Annotated in this window: 14 protein-coding genes; 10 read left to right on the top strand and 4 right to left on the bottom strand. The window is 49.8% G+C overall.

Annotated elements, in window-relative coordinates; all coding sequences use genetic code 11:
* Positions 1 to 34 precede the first annotated feature (34 nt).
* From ACTS3T_RS10335 to ACTS3T_RS10295, 9 genes are all read left to right on the top strand, one after another.
* On the top strand, positions 35 to 850 hold the full coding sequence (locus tag ACTS3T_RS10335; RefSeq protein WP_377961474.1) for a PD-(D/E)XK nuclease family protein: 816 nt from the start codon (positions 35 to 37) through the stop codon (positions 848 to 850).
* A gap of 316 nt (positions 851 to 1,166) precedes the next feature.
* Positions 1,167 to 1,577 (top strand): YggT family protein, encoded by a 411-nt coding sequence (locus ACTS3T_RS10330; protein ID WP_377961476.1) that lies wholly within the window; start codon positions 1,167 to 1,169, stop codon positions 1,575 to 1,577.
* Positions 1,578 to 1,717: 140 nt separating this feature from the next.
* Positions 1,718 to 2,740 (top strand): 2-hydroxyacid dehydrogenase, encoded by a 1,023-nt coding sequence (locus tag ACTS3T_RS10325; protein WP_377961479.1) that lies wholly within the window; start codon positions 1,718 to 1,720, stop codon positions 2,738 to 2,740.
* 209 nt (positions 2,741 to 2,949) lie between these two features.
* Complete coding sequence (locus ACTS3T_RS10320) at positions 2,950 to 3,432, top strand: response regulator (protein ID WP_377961482.1); 483 nt, start codon at positions 2,950 to 2,952, stop codon at positions 3,430 to 3,432.
* Between the two features lie 425 nt (positions 3,433 to 3,857).
* On the top strand, positions 3,858 to 6,560 hold the full coding sequence (locus ACTS3T_RS10315; RefSeq protein ID WP_377961484.1) for a cation-translocating P-type ATPase: 2,703 nt from the start codon (positions 3,858 to 3,860) through the stop codon (positions 6,558 to 6,560).
* A 19-nt stretch (positions 6,561 to 6,579) separates the two neighbouring features.
* Complete coding sequence (locus tag ACTS3T_RS10310; protein WP_377961487.1) at positions 6,580 to 7,191, top strand: DedA family protein; 612 nt, start codon at positions 6,580 to 6,582, stop codon at positions 7,189 to 7,191.
* Between the two features lie 94 nt (positions 7,192 to 7,285).
* Positions 7,286 to 9,106, top strand: coding sequence for a sensor histidine kinase (locus ACTS3T_RS10305; RefSeq protein ID WP_377961489.1), 1,821 nt, complete (start codon positions 7,286 to 7,288; stop codon positions 9,104 to 9,106).
* A 13-nt stretch (positions 9,107 to 9,119) separates the two neighbouring features.
* Positions 9,120 to 9,515 (top strand): response regulator, encoded by a 396-nt coding sequence (locus ACTS3T_RS10300; RefSeq protein WP_377961492.1) that lies wholly within the window; start codon positions 9,120 to 9,122, stop codon positions 9,513 to 9,515.
* Complete coding sequence (locus ACTS3T_RS10295) at positions 9,512 to 10,891, top strand: adenylate/guanylate cyclase domain-containing protein (protein ID WP_377961494.1); 1,380 nt, start codon at positions 9,512 to 9,514, stop codon at positions 10,889 to 10,891. Before ACTS3T_RS10300 ends, ACTS3T_RS10295 begins: the two co-directional genes overlap by 4 nt.
* Positions 10,892 to 10,901: 10 nt before the next feature.
* On the opposite strand, the gene ACTS3T_RS10290 is transcribed toward ACTS3T_RS10295, so the two are convergent.
* From ACTS3T_RS10290 to phoU, 4 genes are all read right to left on the bottom strand, one after another.
* Entirely contained in the window at positions 10,902 to 11,801 is a 900-nt protein-coding gene (locus ACTS3T_RS10290; protein ID WP_377961497.1) for a hypothetical protein, read from the bottom strand.
* Positions 11,798 to 12,433, bottom strand: a complete 636-nt coding sequence (locus ACTS3T_RS10285; protein WP_377961499.1) for a flavin prenyltransferase UbiX — start codon at positions 12,431 to 12,433, stop codon at positions 11,798 to 11,800. The genes ACTS3T_RS10290 and ACTS3T_RS10285 overlap by 4 nt, the downstream gene beginning before the upstream one ends.
* The gene (locus tag ACTS3T_RS10280) at positions 12,420 to 14,807 is read right to left on the bottom strand and encodes a ribonuclease R family protein (protein ID WP_377961502.1); all 2,388 of its coding nucleotides are present in this window, start codon (positions 14,805 to 14,807) and stop codon (positions 12,420 to 12,422) included. The genes ACTS3T_RS10285 and ACTS3T_RS10280 overlap by 14 nt, the downstream gene beginning before the upstream one ends.
* Before the next feature lie 466 nt (positions 14,808 to 15,273).
* Positions 15,274 to 15,930, bottom strand: coding sequence for a phosphate signaling complex protein PhoU (phoU, locus tag ACTS3T_RS10275; protein WP_377961505.1), 657 nt, complete (start codon positions 15,928 to 15,930; stop codon positions 15,274 to 15,276).
* A gap of 285 nt (positions 15,931 to 16,215) precedes the next feature.
* Here phoU and psaM point away from each other — a divergent pair, with 285 nt between their 5' ends.
* Positions 16,216 to 16,311, top strand: coding sequence for a photosystem I reaction center subunit XII (gene psaM / locus ACTS3T_RS10270; protein ID WP_346289190.1), 96 nt, complete (start codon positions 16,216 to 16,218; stop codon positions 16,309 to 16,311).
* Positions 16,312 to 16,606 lie beyond the last annotated feature (295 nt).

Raw genomic sequence — 16,606 nt, 5'->3', positions numbered from 1 at the left:
TGCAATCAGTTTTGTTGCAGACAGTCCAAACCCTATGACAGTCTCGCTGGCCACGCCTCAGCCTCCTCTACCCCTTTCTCAAGGGTCGCTGAATTTATTGACGACCTGCCCGCGCAAATTTCAATATACCTACTTTGACGAACTAGGCTTGCCGCTAGCGGCTGACCAGCAGGCTAACGTCGCTTGGGGCAGTCAGTTTCACCTACTGATGCAGCAACGCGAACTGGGTCTACCCATTGACGCCCTCGCCGCTACCGAAACCGACTTGCAAGAAAGCCTTGAGCAGTTAGTCAAAGCTGCCCCAGCGCTATTTGCGCCGGAGTTGGCCAGCTTTCGTCAAAGCGAACACCGCCGCACGCTGGAATTTGCCGGCTATTTGCTGACGGTCATTTACGATTTGATCATTCTTCAGCCGCAGCGAGGACAGATCATCGACTGGAAAACCTACTTGCAACCTCGCGATCGCACGTTTTTAGCCCAAGACTGGCAAACTCGCTTATATCCTTATGTGCTGGCAGAAACCACCACGCTTAGCCCCCATCAAATTTCAATCACCTATTGGTTTGTCCGCCACCGCGATCGCCAGAGCCAGCGCCTACAACCCCAGCAACAAACCTTTCAATACAGTGAACAGCAGCACGAGCAGACACGCCACGACTTAAGCCAGCTAACGGCTCAACTTCACCAGTGGCGATCGCAGCCAGCCGCTCTACCCAAAGTTGATCTTGCTAAGGGCATTTGTCCCAGTTGCCCCTTTGCCATTCGCTGTCAGCGCAGTTTGGCTGCTTTCGCCCCGCCCTCAGCCCCACCCCTGCCTAACCTTGAAGCGATCGAAGAAATTGAGCTGTAGCCCTGTGCAATTAAGCTTTTTCAATACTGAGCAAAGCGCACGGCAATGGTAAATTCCAAATTTTTTCCTAAAATGAACAGTCCTCGCCCGATTCCTATGAAATAGTAGAGGCGCACTAATCTCTTATAGTGCGACGACTAGCAGCGTTTGACTGTTGTCGTATCTCCTCGTAACTCCTGTGCTAGGTGGGTGGGTTCGTCCTACTCACCTTTTTCTGCCTATAGGCCATTCACAGGCTGAAGCTTTTGGAGGATGCTAGGATAAGCAACTGCTGACGCCGACAGCGCGTTGCCCCCGATGAGACGCAGGAGGCATTGTGAACGATCGCCCCAATCCTAACCAAGACGACAACTATCAGCAGTTCTCTGCCGAAGAGACTGAACGCCAGCGCCTACAGCGTGAAGAACACTATCTAGAATCGGCTCACCAAAATGCGATCGCCCGCAAGTTCGAACAAGGTATCTATTTTTTAGTCGGTGCCTTAGAATTACTGCTGCTATTGCGCTTTATCCTACGACTAAGCGGAGCCAACCCTGACAACACGTTTGCCAACATTATCTACAATCTCTCGCAGCCTTTCGTAACGCCATTTTCCACGTTATTTATCAGCCCTACCTTTAACGGCAATCTCAATATTTTTGATGTCAATTTATTGGTAGCGATGGCTTCCTACTTTGTGCTGATGTTTTTAGTAATTTGGCTGGTGAGAATTGTCTCTAGTCGCTAATTTCAGCTCAAAAGTTAGGCAAAGTAGAGCCAACCGTTAAATCTGTTTTTTCTTTCTCAGGACTTAATTGTTTTTTAAGATTTAACTGTTTTTAAGCCCACCAAACTCTGATTTGAATACCGCTACAGAAGTACGCAGTAATGAAGATTGCCTTCTTCAGCACCAAAGCCTACGACCGTGTTTTCTTTCAGCAAAGCAATCAGCAGCACGATCTCACCTTCTTTGAGCCTCACCTTGATGCCAGCACCGCGCCACTCGCCCAGGGATTTACGGGTGTTTGTGTGTTTGTTAACGATCAGCTAGATGCAGATACCCTAACCCAGCTAGCCAACCACGGAGTAGAGCTAGTTGCGTTACGCTGTGCAGGTTTCAACAATGTTGACTTAGAAGCGGCCGAACAGCATCAAATCACCGTAGTTCGGGTGCCAGCCTATTCACCCTATGCAGTGGCAGAGCATACCTTAGGGTTGATACTGGCGCTAAATCGTCAAATTTATCGCGCCTACAACCGGGTGCGCGAAGGCAACTTTGCTCTCGGCGGGCTGATTGGGTTTGATCTGCATCAAAAAACGGTTGGAATTGTCGGCACAGGCAAAATTGGCGAAATTGTGGCTCGACTTTTAGCCGGATTTGGCTGTCATCTGCTGGGCTACGACGTTAACCCGAATCCAGACTGCGAAGCCTTGGGGGTTCAGTACGTTGAACTCGATGACTTGCTGGCTGCTGCCGATATTGTGACGCTGCATTGTCCGTTAGTGCCCACGACTTATCACCTGATTGACAGCATTGCGCTGCAAAAAATGAAGCCTGGTGTGATGCTGATCAATACAAGTCGCGGCGGGCTGATTGATACAGAAGCCGTGATTATGGCGCTCAAAGAACGGAAGCTCGGCTATTTGGGCTTGGATGTGTACGAGCAAGAAGGCGATTTATTTTTTGAAGATCTTTCTAATGAAGTGATTCAAGATGACACGTTTCAGCGGCTTTTGACTTTTCCGAACGTTTTAATCACGGGGCATCAAGCCTTCTTTACCCAGGAAGCCTTGAGCAACATTGCCCAAACCACCCTAGACAACATAACCGCTTTCGAAACGGGAACTGTCCCCGAAAAAAATCTAGTGACGGCTGAAAAATTTTTGCGTCATGCTCAATCAGCGCAATAAATTCAGCAAACAAGCTGTTGACAATAAAGGAAGGAGTTAGCTGCTGTAGCGGTTTCTAATACCTGGGAACACTACTAGAGCAGGCGATTATATCCCTGGGGGGGTGATAAAAATCACAGCTGTTGTCTAAAATTTTTAATTATTGAGTAGGTTTTTTCTGCTTGAAAACAAGAAAATAATGAAAGATAGCATACTGCCAGTTTAATAACATGTTTTCGCAAAAGCTAAGCCAGGATAATTTTCCTAAAAAAAGTCACATTCTTGCTGTAGATGATTCGCCCGATAGCCTGTTTCTAATCCAGGCGATTTTGGAAGATGAAAACTACAACCTGACCTTAGCGGAAGACGGCCAAACCGCCCTAGAAAAAATTGAGCAGTCTCCTCCGGATTTAGTTTTGCTAGACGTGATGCTGCCGAGGATGAATGGCTATGAAGTGCTCCAGCATATCCGCAACAATCCTGATTTGCCCTTCATGCCGATTTTATTAATGACTGCCCATGAAGAAATTGATGTGGCCAGAGAAGCAACCGCCCGAGCCAACGGTTTTCTACGTAAGCCTTTTTCTATAGAAGACTTTTTGCGTCAAATTCAGGCTTTGCTGGCGATGAAAGCTGAAATTAAGTCAAACAAAACGCAAGTGCAAAGTGAAGTCTCTGAGACAGACAGTTATTACCAGTATTTTAATAATTAGCTCTGAGTTAACCTAGCTAACCCAGATGTCGATCGCCTAACGCTGTAAAACTTGCAGGGTAAAAAGCGTTGGCGATCGCCTGTTTTTTGGCAGCAAAAAAGCGCGTGACTGGGGAAATCACGCGCCCTGCGTTCCCTTATGGCCTTTAGTATGTCAGCAGAACCGATCGCTCTACTCTTCCCTGAGATAGATTCTGAGCCAAGCGACAGGCAAGAACGCTGGTAACGCCAGCCAGAGACGCTAGTTGAGCGTCACCCTCACCCCAGATCTTAATCGGATCCGTATTGGGTCAACGACCCATCTGGCGTAAAGATTTTTTTCAGAGCCGCTAAAGATCTGTAGTCCGGTAGATCTACCAGCAGAGGCTACGACCTAGAGTTGGGAATCGACCTTGTCTACAGTTTTGCAGTAACTCGGAGTCTCTTGTGGGTGATAGCCGCGATCGCAGTGTAATTGGATCTCAGTCTGTTGACGATGCTTTAAAGACTTACGCGGTTGAGCCAGAGCGAGGGCTTGATCCGGCTGAAGCTAAAAAACGCTACCAAAAGCATGGGCCTAACCAGTTGCAAACAGCACCGCGACGCAGCAGTTGGGAAATTTTTGTCACCCAGTTTAAAAGTCCTATCATCGCGCTACTAGCGATCGCGGCTGTCCTTTCGTTTGCTTTTCAAGAATGGATTGAAGGGATTGCGATTTTAATTGCTATTGGCCTCAACGCTGGTATTGGCTTTTTCACAGAAGTCAAAGCTGTCCGTTCAATGGAGTCACTCAAGCAACTGAGTAAATCGCAGGCGCAGGTGCGCCGCGCGGGTGAAGTGCAGGTTATTTCGGCAGAAGACATTGTGCCGGGTGACATTGTGGTGTTAGAGGGGGGAGACCTGGTTTCAGCCGATTTGCGCCTGATCAAAGCTTCTAAGCTACAGGTTGATGAATCACCGCTGACGGGAGAATCTTTGCCAGTCAGCAAAACGACAGCAGCCATTGCCGCCGAACGTCCCTTGGCAGAGCAAGAAAATATGCTTTTTAAGGGCACCGCTGTTACGCGGGGAACTGGAGAAGGGGTCGCCGTTGCAACAGGCATGGACACTGAGCTAGGCAAAATCTCTTCGCTGACGGCTGAAGCCGAAGACCAGGTAACACCGCTAGAAAAGCGCTTAGATGAACTGGGTCGCCGTCTCATTTGGATTACGCTGGCGATCGCGGTGGTGGTCGCTATTTCCGGTATTTTAGGCGGTAAAGATCTGGTGCTAATGGTCGAAACCGCGATCGCCCTTTCAGTAGCCGCCGTCCCAGAAGGGTTACCCATTGTAGCGACTGTTGCCCTAGCCAGAGGCATGTGGCGCATGGCTAAACGAAATGCGCTGATTAATAAGCTTTCAGCGGTTGAAACCTTAGGGGCAACCAGCATTATTTGCACCGACAAAACGGGTACCCTCACCGAAAACCGGATGACCGTAACGCAAGTTGCGCTGGCAACAGGCAGCGTTGAAGTCACAGGAGATGCCTTAGAGCAATCAGGTGAGTTTTTGCAATCAGGCAATCCGCTTGAAGCCACTCAAAACAACGCCTTACGACAACTGTTAAAAGTGGCGGTGCTGTGCAATAACGCCTCTTTACCCAAACCTGAACAAGCGGAAGACGAATTGATTGGCGATCCGATGGAAATCGCCCTTTTGGTTCTCAGTGCCAAGGCCAATATTCGCCCGGAACAGCAACAGCAAGATTACCCTGAAGTTCGCGAAATTGCCTTTGACTCAGAGAGCAAAATGATGGCGACGGTACATGAAGCTGAAAAAGGCTATCGTTTTGCGGTCAAAGGTGCTCCTGAAGCTGTGCTTAAAGCCTGCTCTCATCAATTAACCGATGAGGGCATACAGCCCCTAGCCGCCTCTGAACGGCAGTTTTGGCAAGATCAGTGTACGCAAATGGCCGAGCAGGGTCTGCGAATTTTAGCCTTAGCAACCAAAACCGCCGATCAAGCCGAAGTCGAACCCTACCGAGATCTGACGCTGCTGGGCGTTGTCGGCCTAGAAGATCCGCCTCGTCAGGATGTTGGCAACGCGCTCAAAGCCTGTCATCAGGCAGGCATTCGCGTGATTATGGTCACTGGCGATCAGGTGATTACTGCCCGTAATATTGGCGTTGCCGTAGGGCTAGTGGGTCAACAAGAAGCTCAAGCTAGAGAAGGCAAAGCCTTGCGTCCGCTCGAAGACATGAGTAGCGAGGAACAAACTCAGCTAGAACAAGTACAAATTTTTGCCCGCGTTAGCCCTGAGCAAAAGCTAAATCTAATCTCACTGCATCAGGCTCATGGCGATATTGTTGCCATGACCGGAGACGGCGTTAATGACGCACCAGCGCTTAAAAAAGCCGACATTGGCATTGCGATGGGGCGGCGCGGTACCCAGGTCGCTCAAGAAGCTGCCGCTATGGTATTGCAGGACGACGCCTTTTCTAGCATTGTGGCAGCGGTAGCCCAGGGAAGGGCGATTTTCCGCAACATTCGCCAGTTTACTTTTTATCTCCTCTCAGGCAATGTCGGTGAAATTTTAGCAGTGGCGATCGCTTCTTTAGCGGGTCTACCCTTACCTTTACTGCCGCTGCAAATTTTGTATTTGAACGCTGTCAACGATGTTTTTCCCGCTTTAGCGCTGGGGGTCGGCGAAGGCAACGAAACCATGATGCAGCGTCCGCCTCGCAAAGCGGATGAACCCGTTTTAACCTGGCGGCACTGGACGAACATTGGCGGCTATGGTCTGATTATTGCGGCTGCCGTTTTAGCAGCTTTTCTGGCTGCAAGATGGTGGCTCGGACTAGATGAGTCGCAGGCTGTCACTACTTCCTTCTTGACGCTGGCTTTTGGTCGCCTGTGGCACGTTTTTAATATGCGCACCCCCGGCACCGGGATTGTGCAAAATGAAGTTGTGAGTAATCCTTACGTTTGGGGATCGCTTCTGGTTTGTACAGGACTGTTGTTAAGCGCAGTTTATTTACCGGGTCTATCTCCGGCACTGCAAACGGTTCATCCGACTTGGCCAGGATGGGGTTTGGTTTTGGGCATGAGTTTGATCCCCTTAGTGCTGGGGCAAATTTGGCAGACGTTGCAGTCACCTCGCGTTAATTCATAAAGGATAATCACACAATTTAATGCTGGAGTGGGTTACTAACACAATTGGCTCAATGGGGTATGTGGGAATCGTTTTTCTAATGTTTTTAGAAAATCTGTTTCCGCCAATTCCGTCAGAAATTATTATGCCTTTGGCTGGCTTTGGGGTGGCTCAAGGCAATCTGAACTTAGGCTTAGTCATTCTTTCCGGCAGTTTGGGATCTATTTTGGGCGCTTTTCCCTGGTACTATCTGGGGCGCACGGTCAAAGCCGAAAAGCTAGAAAGCTGGGCTGATCGGTATGGGCGCTGGTTGACGCTTTCTAGCAAAGACGTCCGGCGAGTTGTGAGTTGGTTTGCCCATCGTCGGGGCAATTTGGCGGTGGGGTTAGGGCGTTTAGTGCCTGGAATTCGCACCTACATTTCGATTCCAGCGGGTCTAACCCGGATGCCAATGGTACCTTTTTTGTTCTATTCCACGCTTGGCACGGTGGTTTGGATTAGTTTTTTAAGCCTGATGGGATATGTTTTAGGCGCTAACTACGAACGGGTTAGAACTGTTTTAGGCCCTGCTTCGGGGGTTGTTTGGCTGTTTTTAATAGGTGGGTTTATTGTGCTGGTGGTGACTCGCTGGCTGCGGCAACTGGCTCGATAGATATTCTCTAGCGCTATTAAAATTAGCGATCGCGTTTGTAGCAGCGGTTGGGCACTCTTGACTGTAAACAATTTGCCCTAGCCTGAGGGGATTGATGTTTAACCTTTCACGCTACTTTTCAGCCACTAGCCTGACGGCTTTTGCCATTGCGATCGCGGCCTTCGGCGTTTTTAATCGCCAAAGTGCTGTAGCGAACCTGGTCAAAATCGTAGAGCACAACAATCAGGTTTTGACCCGATCGTTTGCCAATTCTCTCTGGCTAGAATATGGGGATTTTCTCACCTCAACTCAGTCGCTGAGTCCAAAGGCGCTGCGATATTCCCCAGAAACCCAAAAACTGCGACAGGCGATTTTGAATGAAACGCAGGGACTGCCCGTTATTAAGGTTAAAATTTTCGACCAGGCAGGGCGAGTTGTTTTCTCCACCGTGCCCGCTCAAACAGGCTTAGACGGCTCAGCCTCAGCCGGATTTCAAGCCGCTCAAAGCGGTGAAACCGCCTCTTCGTTTAAGCATGGCAGCACCGTCTTTGCCGATGTCCCCCAGCTAGCCAATCGCCGTCTCGTCTCTTCTTATGTGCCCATTCGCTCAGGCGGAACTGATGACCCCGTCATGGGCGTGCTTGAACTTTACACCGATGTCACTTTGCCGATGCAGGCTGTGCAGCGAAACCAGTTCAAAATTTTGCTTGGCATGGTGGGCGGAGCGGCGCTTTTGTATGTAGTGCTGTTTGCCATTGTGTCGCGGGCTAACCGTATTCTCAAACGGCAGCATCAAGATTTAGAAATTGCTAAAGAATCGCTAGCGGCAGCTAATCAGGAGTTGGAATATCGGGTTGTGCAAAGAACGGCTGAATTACAAGCCGCTAACGATCGCCTTCAAGGAACGCTTAGCGAACTGACCCAGACCCAAGCGCAACTCATCCATCAAGAAAAAATGTCGAGTTTAGGGCAGCTAGTGGCTGGCGTTGCCCATGAGGTTAATACCCCTTTGGGCGCTATTCGCTCCTCGGTTGGCAGCGTAGCCAAGTTTTTACAACAGACCCTGACACGACTACCTCTGCTCTTACGGTCTCTTTCAGAGCCAGAGCAAACCCAGCTAATTGCTTTTTTACAGCGATCGCTGCAAGCAAGTTCGCTGCTTTCGGCTCGCGAAGAACGCAAGTTTAGAAAAAGTCTGACGCAAACACTCCAAACGCAAGGCGTCAGCAAAGCCGAAACGATTGCCGATATGCTCGTTGATATCGGTCTTTACCAAGAAACCGAAGCGTTTTTGCCTTTGCTGCTGCGCCCCGACAGCGATCAGATCGTAGAGACTGTATACAAACTCTCCGGCATTCAGCGCGGTATTCAAACCATTGAGATGGCAGCCGATCGCGCTAGCAAAGTTATTTTCGCCCTCAAAACCTATGCCCGGTATGACCAGTCTGGAGAAACGACCCAAGCACTGGTAACAGATGGCATTGAAACGGCTTTGATGCTTTATCACAATCAGCTCAAGCGGGGAGTAGAGATTGAGCGCCATTATCAAGCCGTTCCCCTAATTCGCTGTTTTGAAGATCAGCTTAACCAAGTCTGGACTAACCTGATTCACAATGCGCTACAGGCGATGGATTATTCTGGCTGTCTTTGTATTCGAGTCGAGCCGCAGGGAGAAGGGGTAGAAGTGGCGATCGCCGATAGCGGCAAAGGCATTGCGCCTGACATTCAACGTCAGATTTTTGAACCCTTTTTTACCACCAAACCCGCTGGCGAAGGCAGCGGCCTAGGACTCAACATCGTCAAAAAAATTGTCGATCGCCACGGGGGCACCATTCGGGTAACCTCTGTGCCGGGTCAAACCGTTTTTACCCTTTGGCTACCGTCAAATTTGGCGCTACAGGCTGAAGTCAGCCCCCCTGCTCAACTAGCTGTTTAACTTGTTTAGTCTTATGCCTAAGTCTGTAATTCTCTGTGTTGATGATGAGAAAGTCGTCTTAGACAGTTTGAAAACCCAGCTTAAAGAAGCCTTTGGGGACAGCTACTACTATGAAATTGCCGAAGACGCCGAAGACGCGTTGGAAGTGATTGATGAACTCAGTCAAGACGCCATTGATATTATTGTGATTGTTTCAGACTGGCTGATGCCAGGGATGAAAGGCGACGAATTTTTAATTCAGGTGCATCAACGGTTCCCCCAAGTTACCAAGGTGATGCTCACCGGGCAAGCAGATGCAGCCGCGATCGAACGGGCTAAGTCTCAGGCTAATTTGCATCGCTGTCTCTTTAAACCTTGGTCTGAAGCGGAGCTGATCGAAGCAGTCAAAACAGGCTTACCCCAGTCATGAACAAACAGGCGATCGTCTGCGTAGACGATGAGACAACCGTACTCAAAAGTCTCAAAGCAGAGTTGAAAGAGGCTTTTGGCGATCGCTATCTAATTGAGATGGCAGACGACGGCCAGGATGCTTTGGATCTTGTCGCCGAACTGCTCAGCGATCGCTGCGAAATTCCGCTGGTGATCTCAGACTATATTATGCCGGGGATTAAAGGCGATGAACTGCTGCTGCAGGTGCATCGGTTGTCACCTTACACTCTCAAAATCATGTTGACCGGACAGGCCACTTTAGAAGCGATGGTCAATGCCGTTCACAATGCTAATCTCTATCGTTACATTCCCAAACCTTGGCAAACAGAAGACTTGCGGCTGACCGTTACAGAGGCACTCAACAGCTACCATCAAACCCAAGAACTGATTCGGACTAAACAAGAACTGGTGCAGGCTAACCGCGAACAGGCGCAGTTGATTGCAGAACTCCACGAAAACGAGCGCCGTCTGAAACAGTTTACCGATGAACTGTTTCAGGTGAATCAGGCTTTTTCGCAGTTTGTCCCGCGTCAGTTTATGCAGCTACTTGATCGCGCCAGCATTGTAGATGTTCAACTGGGCGACCAAATTGAGCGAGAAATGTCGGTACTGTTCGCCGACATTCGAGGATTTACGGCCATGTCAGAAGCGATGTCACCGGAAGATACGTTTCAATTTATCAACGCTTTCTTTCGCCGTATGGAACCTGCCATTGTCAATAATGGAGGGTTTATTGACAAATACATTGGCGATGCGGTTATGGCTCTTTTTAGCAGCACTCCCAATGATGCTGTGCAAGCGGGCGTAGCGATGCTAGAGCGGCTGCAAGATTACAACCAGAGTCGCTTGGTGCGTGGGCAAGCTGCTATCAGTATGGGCATTGGCATCAATACCGGGTCGCTGATGTTGGGCACGGTAGGCGGCCAACACCGGATGGATACAACCGTTATTAGCGACACGGTCAACGTTGCCGCCCGATTAGAAAAACTGACTAAAGAATACGGCGTGTCGCTCCTGATTACAGAGCATACGCTGGCACAGCTTTATAACCCCAACGATTATGCCATTCGCCTGATTGCTCAAGTGGCTGTGCGCGGTAAATCTCAGTCGCTACGCATCTACGAAGTTTTTGACGCTGACCCAGCCGCCAGCCGCCACCAAAAGCAATTGACCAAAGCCCAGTTTGAGCAAGCACTTGCCCTCTATCAACAGCAAAATTATCAGCTGGCAATGCCTCTGTTTCAAGCTTGCTTGACTGAACATGCCAGCGATCGCGCCGCCCAAATTTATTTACAGCAATGCCAAACGGCTATCCGCTCTAGCTTTAATCAGTGGCGAGCGAGCCAGACGCGATAACCGGGGTTGGCTAAGGAGCTGAAGGGCGATCGCCTGTTGGCCAATCTGCATCATCCGTTTCGTCCAGATTGCGGTAGGGAGGTATAATCACCCGGTAATCGGCTTCATAAACCCCATCTTCTCCCACGCGGCCACCGATAGCCGTTTCGCCAGCAGCAGACCCATCAGGGTGAACATTAGCCGCTTCGTCGTCCCCACGGTAGCTTTCAGCATAAATTGAACCGGACTGATAAACCCGTTTGGGGGATGCGGGCGCTTCGTAGTCGCGCGGGCTGGAATCCTCTACAGCCATATCGTCTGGCCAATCTTCCCAACCTGCTTCTAGATCATCCGTATCGCGCAAATCGGCTGCGACGCTAGCGCCAGTAGCAGGACTTTCCGCCTGCCAGTCTTCCCACCCTTGCGTTAGTTCATTAAGCGAATCTTCCACTTGATACTGTTCTCGCTGCCGCCGAGAACGGGGAGGTTGTCGCGGCGGCGGGGCATCCGGGTCAGGCTGTTCGCCCCAGTTGTCCCAGTTTTCGGGGGAGCGAAAGGTTTCCCAATCGGCCTCTTGCGGTGAGCGATCGCGGCTTGCCGTTTTGGGGGGGGGTGAGGCTGCTTGGGAGCGATCGCTGCGGGCTGGTGGCGTCTGCCAGCGGGCAGCGCTGGGGCGATCGCCTTGTGGCTGCGTCCAGTTAGAACGCGGTTCAGAGCGCGAGTTGCTGCCTGCAAGTTCGATTAATCCAGCCAGCAATAAAGCGGTGATCGCTCCAGCCGCGATCGCCCCTACCAGCCAAACGGCGATTGGCAACGCCCGTGTTTGCATACCCAAAAATACGAGCGGCAAAGCGGGCGATGTATTTTGCACCGCAAAGAGCACCAAAGCGCCTACGGCTAGCAAAAGCGCAACCAGACGAGTTGTGGTCATTCTCTGGTTTCCTCCAGGTGCCCCTGCCATCGCCGCAAAGGCACACAATCAATATCCAGCTGATCAAGCACGCGGGCAACGACAAAATCGACCAAATCGGCAATCGTCTGCGGATTGTGATACCAGGCTGGAATGGCAGGCACAATCTGCGCTCCAGCTTCGGCTAGGGTGGTCAAATTGCGCAGGTGAATCAAGCTAAACGGCGTTTCACGCGGCACCACAATCAAAGGACGCTTTTCCTTGAGCTGAACATCAGCAGCCCGCTCTAACAAATCAGAACTCAGCCCTGCTGCTATTTTAGCAACGGTACTCATGCTGCAAGGCATCACCACCATTCCCAACGTCCGAAACGAACCACTCGCAATCGTGGCTCCAACATCTCCCCAGGGATGGCAACGCAGCTTGCCACCTGTCACCCCACCAGCCTGTTCGCGCCAAAACGCTTCTTGCTGAACGGGTTCTACAGGCATCCGCTGGCTTTGTTCCGCCTGCCATACCAGATGGGTTGATTTAGAAGCCACCAGTTCTACGGCATAGTCAGCCGCAAGCAGGTGTTTGAGTGCTTGCACAGCATAAATAAGACCCGAAGCCCCTGTGATACCTAAAATCAGTGGCCGATCAGTTGTCCTCATCGTAGCCGTCTGTTTCATCTACTGCGCTTTCGACACCGTCTTCTAGATCGTCGTCATCGTCGTCGTCTGCGGCTTCGCTACCCCCGCCGACGGCTAGCAGGTCAATTTGCTGGCGGTAGTAGTCTACGCTTTTGACTTGAACTTCAACGCGATCGCCTAAGCGATACTGCTTGCGATTTTTACGGCCTACCAGCTTTTGCTGGCGCGAACGGTACTCATACCAGTCATCTTTGAGCGAACTGACGTGCACTAATCCTTCGACTAGCAGTTCTTCAATTTCAACAAAGAAACCGTAGGATTGTACCCCCGTGATGAGGCCGTGGAAGACCTCGCCCGTATGGGCTTGCATAAACTCGGCTTTTTTCAAGCCTTCTAGGTCGGCTTCGGCATCTTGAGCTAGCCGTTCCCGCTCAGTTAGATGCACCGTAATGCGAGAAAAATGATCTTCGAGTTCGTGGTGAATATCGGGTGGTAAGACACCCCAGTTAATTTTGCCGTGGCTGCTGCTGTGGTGCAGATTGACCCGTTCCTTAGATCGCGTTGAGCGGCGATCGCGGCCTTGATCAAAAACAGCATGTAAGACGCGATGCACCAACAAATCTGGATAGCGACGCATCGGCGAAGCAAAATGGGTATAACCCGCTTCGAGCGCCAGCCCAAAGTGGGTATCGGGATGCACGCTATAAAAAGCAGGCTTAAACGAATCCAGCAAAAGATAAGTTAAAACCTTTTCAGCCTTGGAGTTGGCAAACTGCTCAACAAAGTTTTGATAGTCGCGAGAATGAACCGTTTCCTCATCTTTTAGCTGCAGATCCAACCCCATGTTATTGGCTAGCTTAATCAACTCTTGCACATCAGCCGGATCAGGGGTGCGGTGAACACGGTAGATAGCAGGAACGCTGAGAGCCTTGAGGTGATCGGCGACGAGATGATTGGCTAGCAGCATAAACTCAGTCACCACAATGCGGGCAGGTAGGTGCGCAGACACCACCATTGCCCCTAAAGCTCCTTCATCGTCATATTGGAACTTGGGCGAAACGTAAGGTTTTTGTTTGCTGTCGGCTTCTGTTGGAAAAGACTCTTCTGGTAAATTAAGCTCAAAAGCGCCCCGCGCATGGCGCTGCTGCTTCACCGCTTGACTGAGTTGAAAAAGCTGATCGAGCAGTTCATAGATCGGCTCGAACTTTTTAATGTCTTTTTCTTTAATGCCTAAGCGTTCGAGCGCCTCTGCCTCTGAGCGCTCTAAAATCGCCTGCGCCTGCTGATAGTTGAGCTGATAGTCAACGTTAACAATGGTTGGCTGAATTTCAAATTCCACCACACTGCCCGCATCGTCTAGGGTAGCGATGAGAGAAAGGGCTAAGCGATCTTTACCCGCTAACAGCGACCCTAAGGTGCCTGAAAGGGGCGGCGGCAGCAGCGGCACCTCTTCTTCTCCTAAATAGACCGAAGTGCCTCGCTTTTGTGCTTCGCGATCAATTGCAGACCCCATCGGCACATAGTAGGAGATATCTGAAATATGAACGCCCAAGCGCCAGTGGCCTGAGTCAGTTTTTTGTAGGGTTAAGGCATCGTCAATTGCTTTGGCGTCTGGCCCGTCAATGGTGAGGGTCATTTGCTCACGCAAATCTACTCGGTTTTTCATATCGGCTTTGCGAACTCGCGTAGGCAAAGCTCTAGCAGCTTCTAAAACTTCTTCAGAAAAGCTTCGGGGCAGGTCGTGCTTGCAGTAGACAATATCTAAATCGGAGGCGGCTTCCGCATCACTGCCCAAAATTTGGGCAACTCGACCTTTAGGCGGTTCTTGGCCTAGAGGGTAGCGCAAAATTTCAATATGGACGAGTTGATCCACTGCCTGCTGTAGAATGCCGGGTTTACCGTTGGGCTGCAGTTCGAGTTCAAACAGTAAGCGATCGTCTAAGGGGACGGCTTGGTACTGTTCGTCTTCTTTTTTAACCCGTGCCAGCACCGATGTATTGGCCCGCTCTAAAATAAGCTTGACTTCCCCCTCCGGACTGCGCCGCCGACTGCCTTCTTTGGTGACTTTGATTAAAACGCGATCGCCATTCCAGGCCGTATTGAGATGGCTTTCTCGTACATAAATATCTTCAGAACCTTCTTCGTCTTGAATCGCGAAGCAAAAGCCTTTACTAGAACAACGCAGCTTACCTTCAACGACGCCGTCTTCTTCCACCCGACGGTATTTACCTCGGTCTTTTTCTAGAATGCCAATTCGCTCTAGGGCATCGACGGCAATTTGCAGCATACGAGTGCTTTCTGCCGCCTTACAGTTAAGTTTTTTTTCTAAAGTTTTGAGCGTAACCGATTTGTCATGGTTAAAATTGGCAAGCAAAGCGGCAATTGAGAAATCCATTGAGTGAAGCGTCCTTGATAATGTCCGAAATATTTACCTGTTTCTGGCAGTCCCCTTCAGCAAGCTTTGCAAACGAACCTGAGTCCGCTTGCTTACAGCTTTCTCTGCAGTCTGTAAGGCTACCTGGAGAATCTGCCTAGCTATGCTAATTAGCGGCACAATTACCCCAGTGGCAGGAAATCACCTCTGAACTGTTCGCCTCTTGGTTGCCTCAGCGCAACAGACCAAAACTCACAGTCCAAATGAGTTTCCTCTCAGCAGAGTAAGAATAAAGTGATGGATTATTCCGTGTACTGTAAGGGCCTTACCCGGAACATATCTACACTTTATCTATCCTTCCGTACTAAGCGGAATCCTGTCAAACCCGTTATAGCCTAATCTGTTTAAATTCAACTCAAATTTGCCGAGTTTTACACTTCTACATATTCACGTCTAACTCGACGTCTGCTGACTGCTCGGCTTATTTCTAGGTTCGCTGCCCGGTGACGATAAAGGCTACTCGTTTGCCAATGTTAGTAGCATGATCGGCAATTCGCTCTAGATAGCGAATGACTAATACCAGTAACACAATGGGTTCGATCACACCTTCTATATCGCGCTGATGAGCCAGTAAAGTGTAGAGTTCTTCATAGTCTTGATCGACGGCATCGTCTTTGTCTTTGATTTGATTTCCGGTTTCGGCATCTAGGTTAGACAAAGCGACTAGGCTTAGAGCAACCATCGAGCGACAGCGATCGAGCATGGTGCGGACTCGACCAATGCAGGGGTCAACCGGATAAGGAAACAGCTTGATGGCGACTTCACCAATATCTTTGGAGTAATCGCCAATTCGCTCTAGGTCACGCACAAGCTGCATAAAGGCGCTGAGAAGTCGTAAGTCTTGGGTTACTGGAGCCTGCAGCATTAATAGGTTGATGCAGTCTAGTTCAATTTGGCGGTAAAACTGGTCAATTTGGCGATCCTGAATTTTGAGCTTTTTGGCAGCTTCTAAGTTGCGATCGCAGAGGGCTTCGCGAGCGAGTAAACAAGAACTTTCGACTAAAGCACCCATGCGCAAGATATCTCGCTGCAGGCGTCTCACCTGGCGGTCAAAATGAGTGCGAATCGGGCGGGAAGTACTCAAAGATAAAAGGATCTAACGATAAAAGGAATAATGCGATCGCAGCTAAAACAACTCAAAATTGACGACTATTATTCTTAGTGTAGAGTTGCCTTTTAATTTATGCCTGCTGAGCTAGCCTGCCATAAGTAGCCATTGATACCATTCAGCACAAACCCTATTGTCCAGAACGCTAAGGTAAAGAAATTACGGTGTGTAACAGATAATGTCGATCATGCCTTAGCGTTAGCAATTTTAGTCAAAAATGACTGATGACTCTCTATTGTGACGTCAAGGAACAGTCTTACAATGTCTTTATCAGATACTCAGGTATACGTTGCCCTTGTAGTGGCTTTGATTCCGGGCATTCTCGCCCTGCGTCTTTCCACTGAGCTTTACAAGTAAGTCGCCTAGTCGGCTCACTTAAAGGCTGCGGCCAAAACAGACCTAGCTTAAAACTAACGCAAAAAGACTCTAGGCATTTTTGTCTAGGGTCTTTATTTAGGCTGCGATCGCTGAGACAGGGCTAAATACTCAAGCGGCGATCGCCTAGAGCCGCAGACTTTAGCCGCTTCAATATCGCCTAACGGGGGGGTGAAATGGCTTTCTCAGCCGCTCTCTCAGCCGCTAAATGCTGGTAAATAGGTTTTCTAGAAAAATCGCTAGATTTTTTAGCTGTGTTCTCGTAGAATTGGCGCTA

The organism is Almyronema sp., from assembly GCF_052168255.1.
Lineage (GTDB): Bacteria > Cyanobacteriota > Cyanobacteriia > Phormidesmidales > Phormidesmidaceae > Sphaerothrix > Sphaerothrix epifaneia.
Note: the sequence above shows the minus strand (reverse complement) of the source record. Positions and strands in the feature narration are given on the sequence as shown.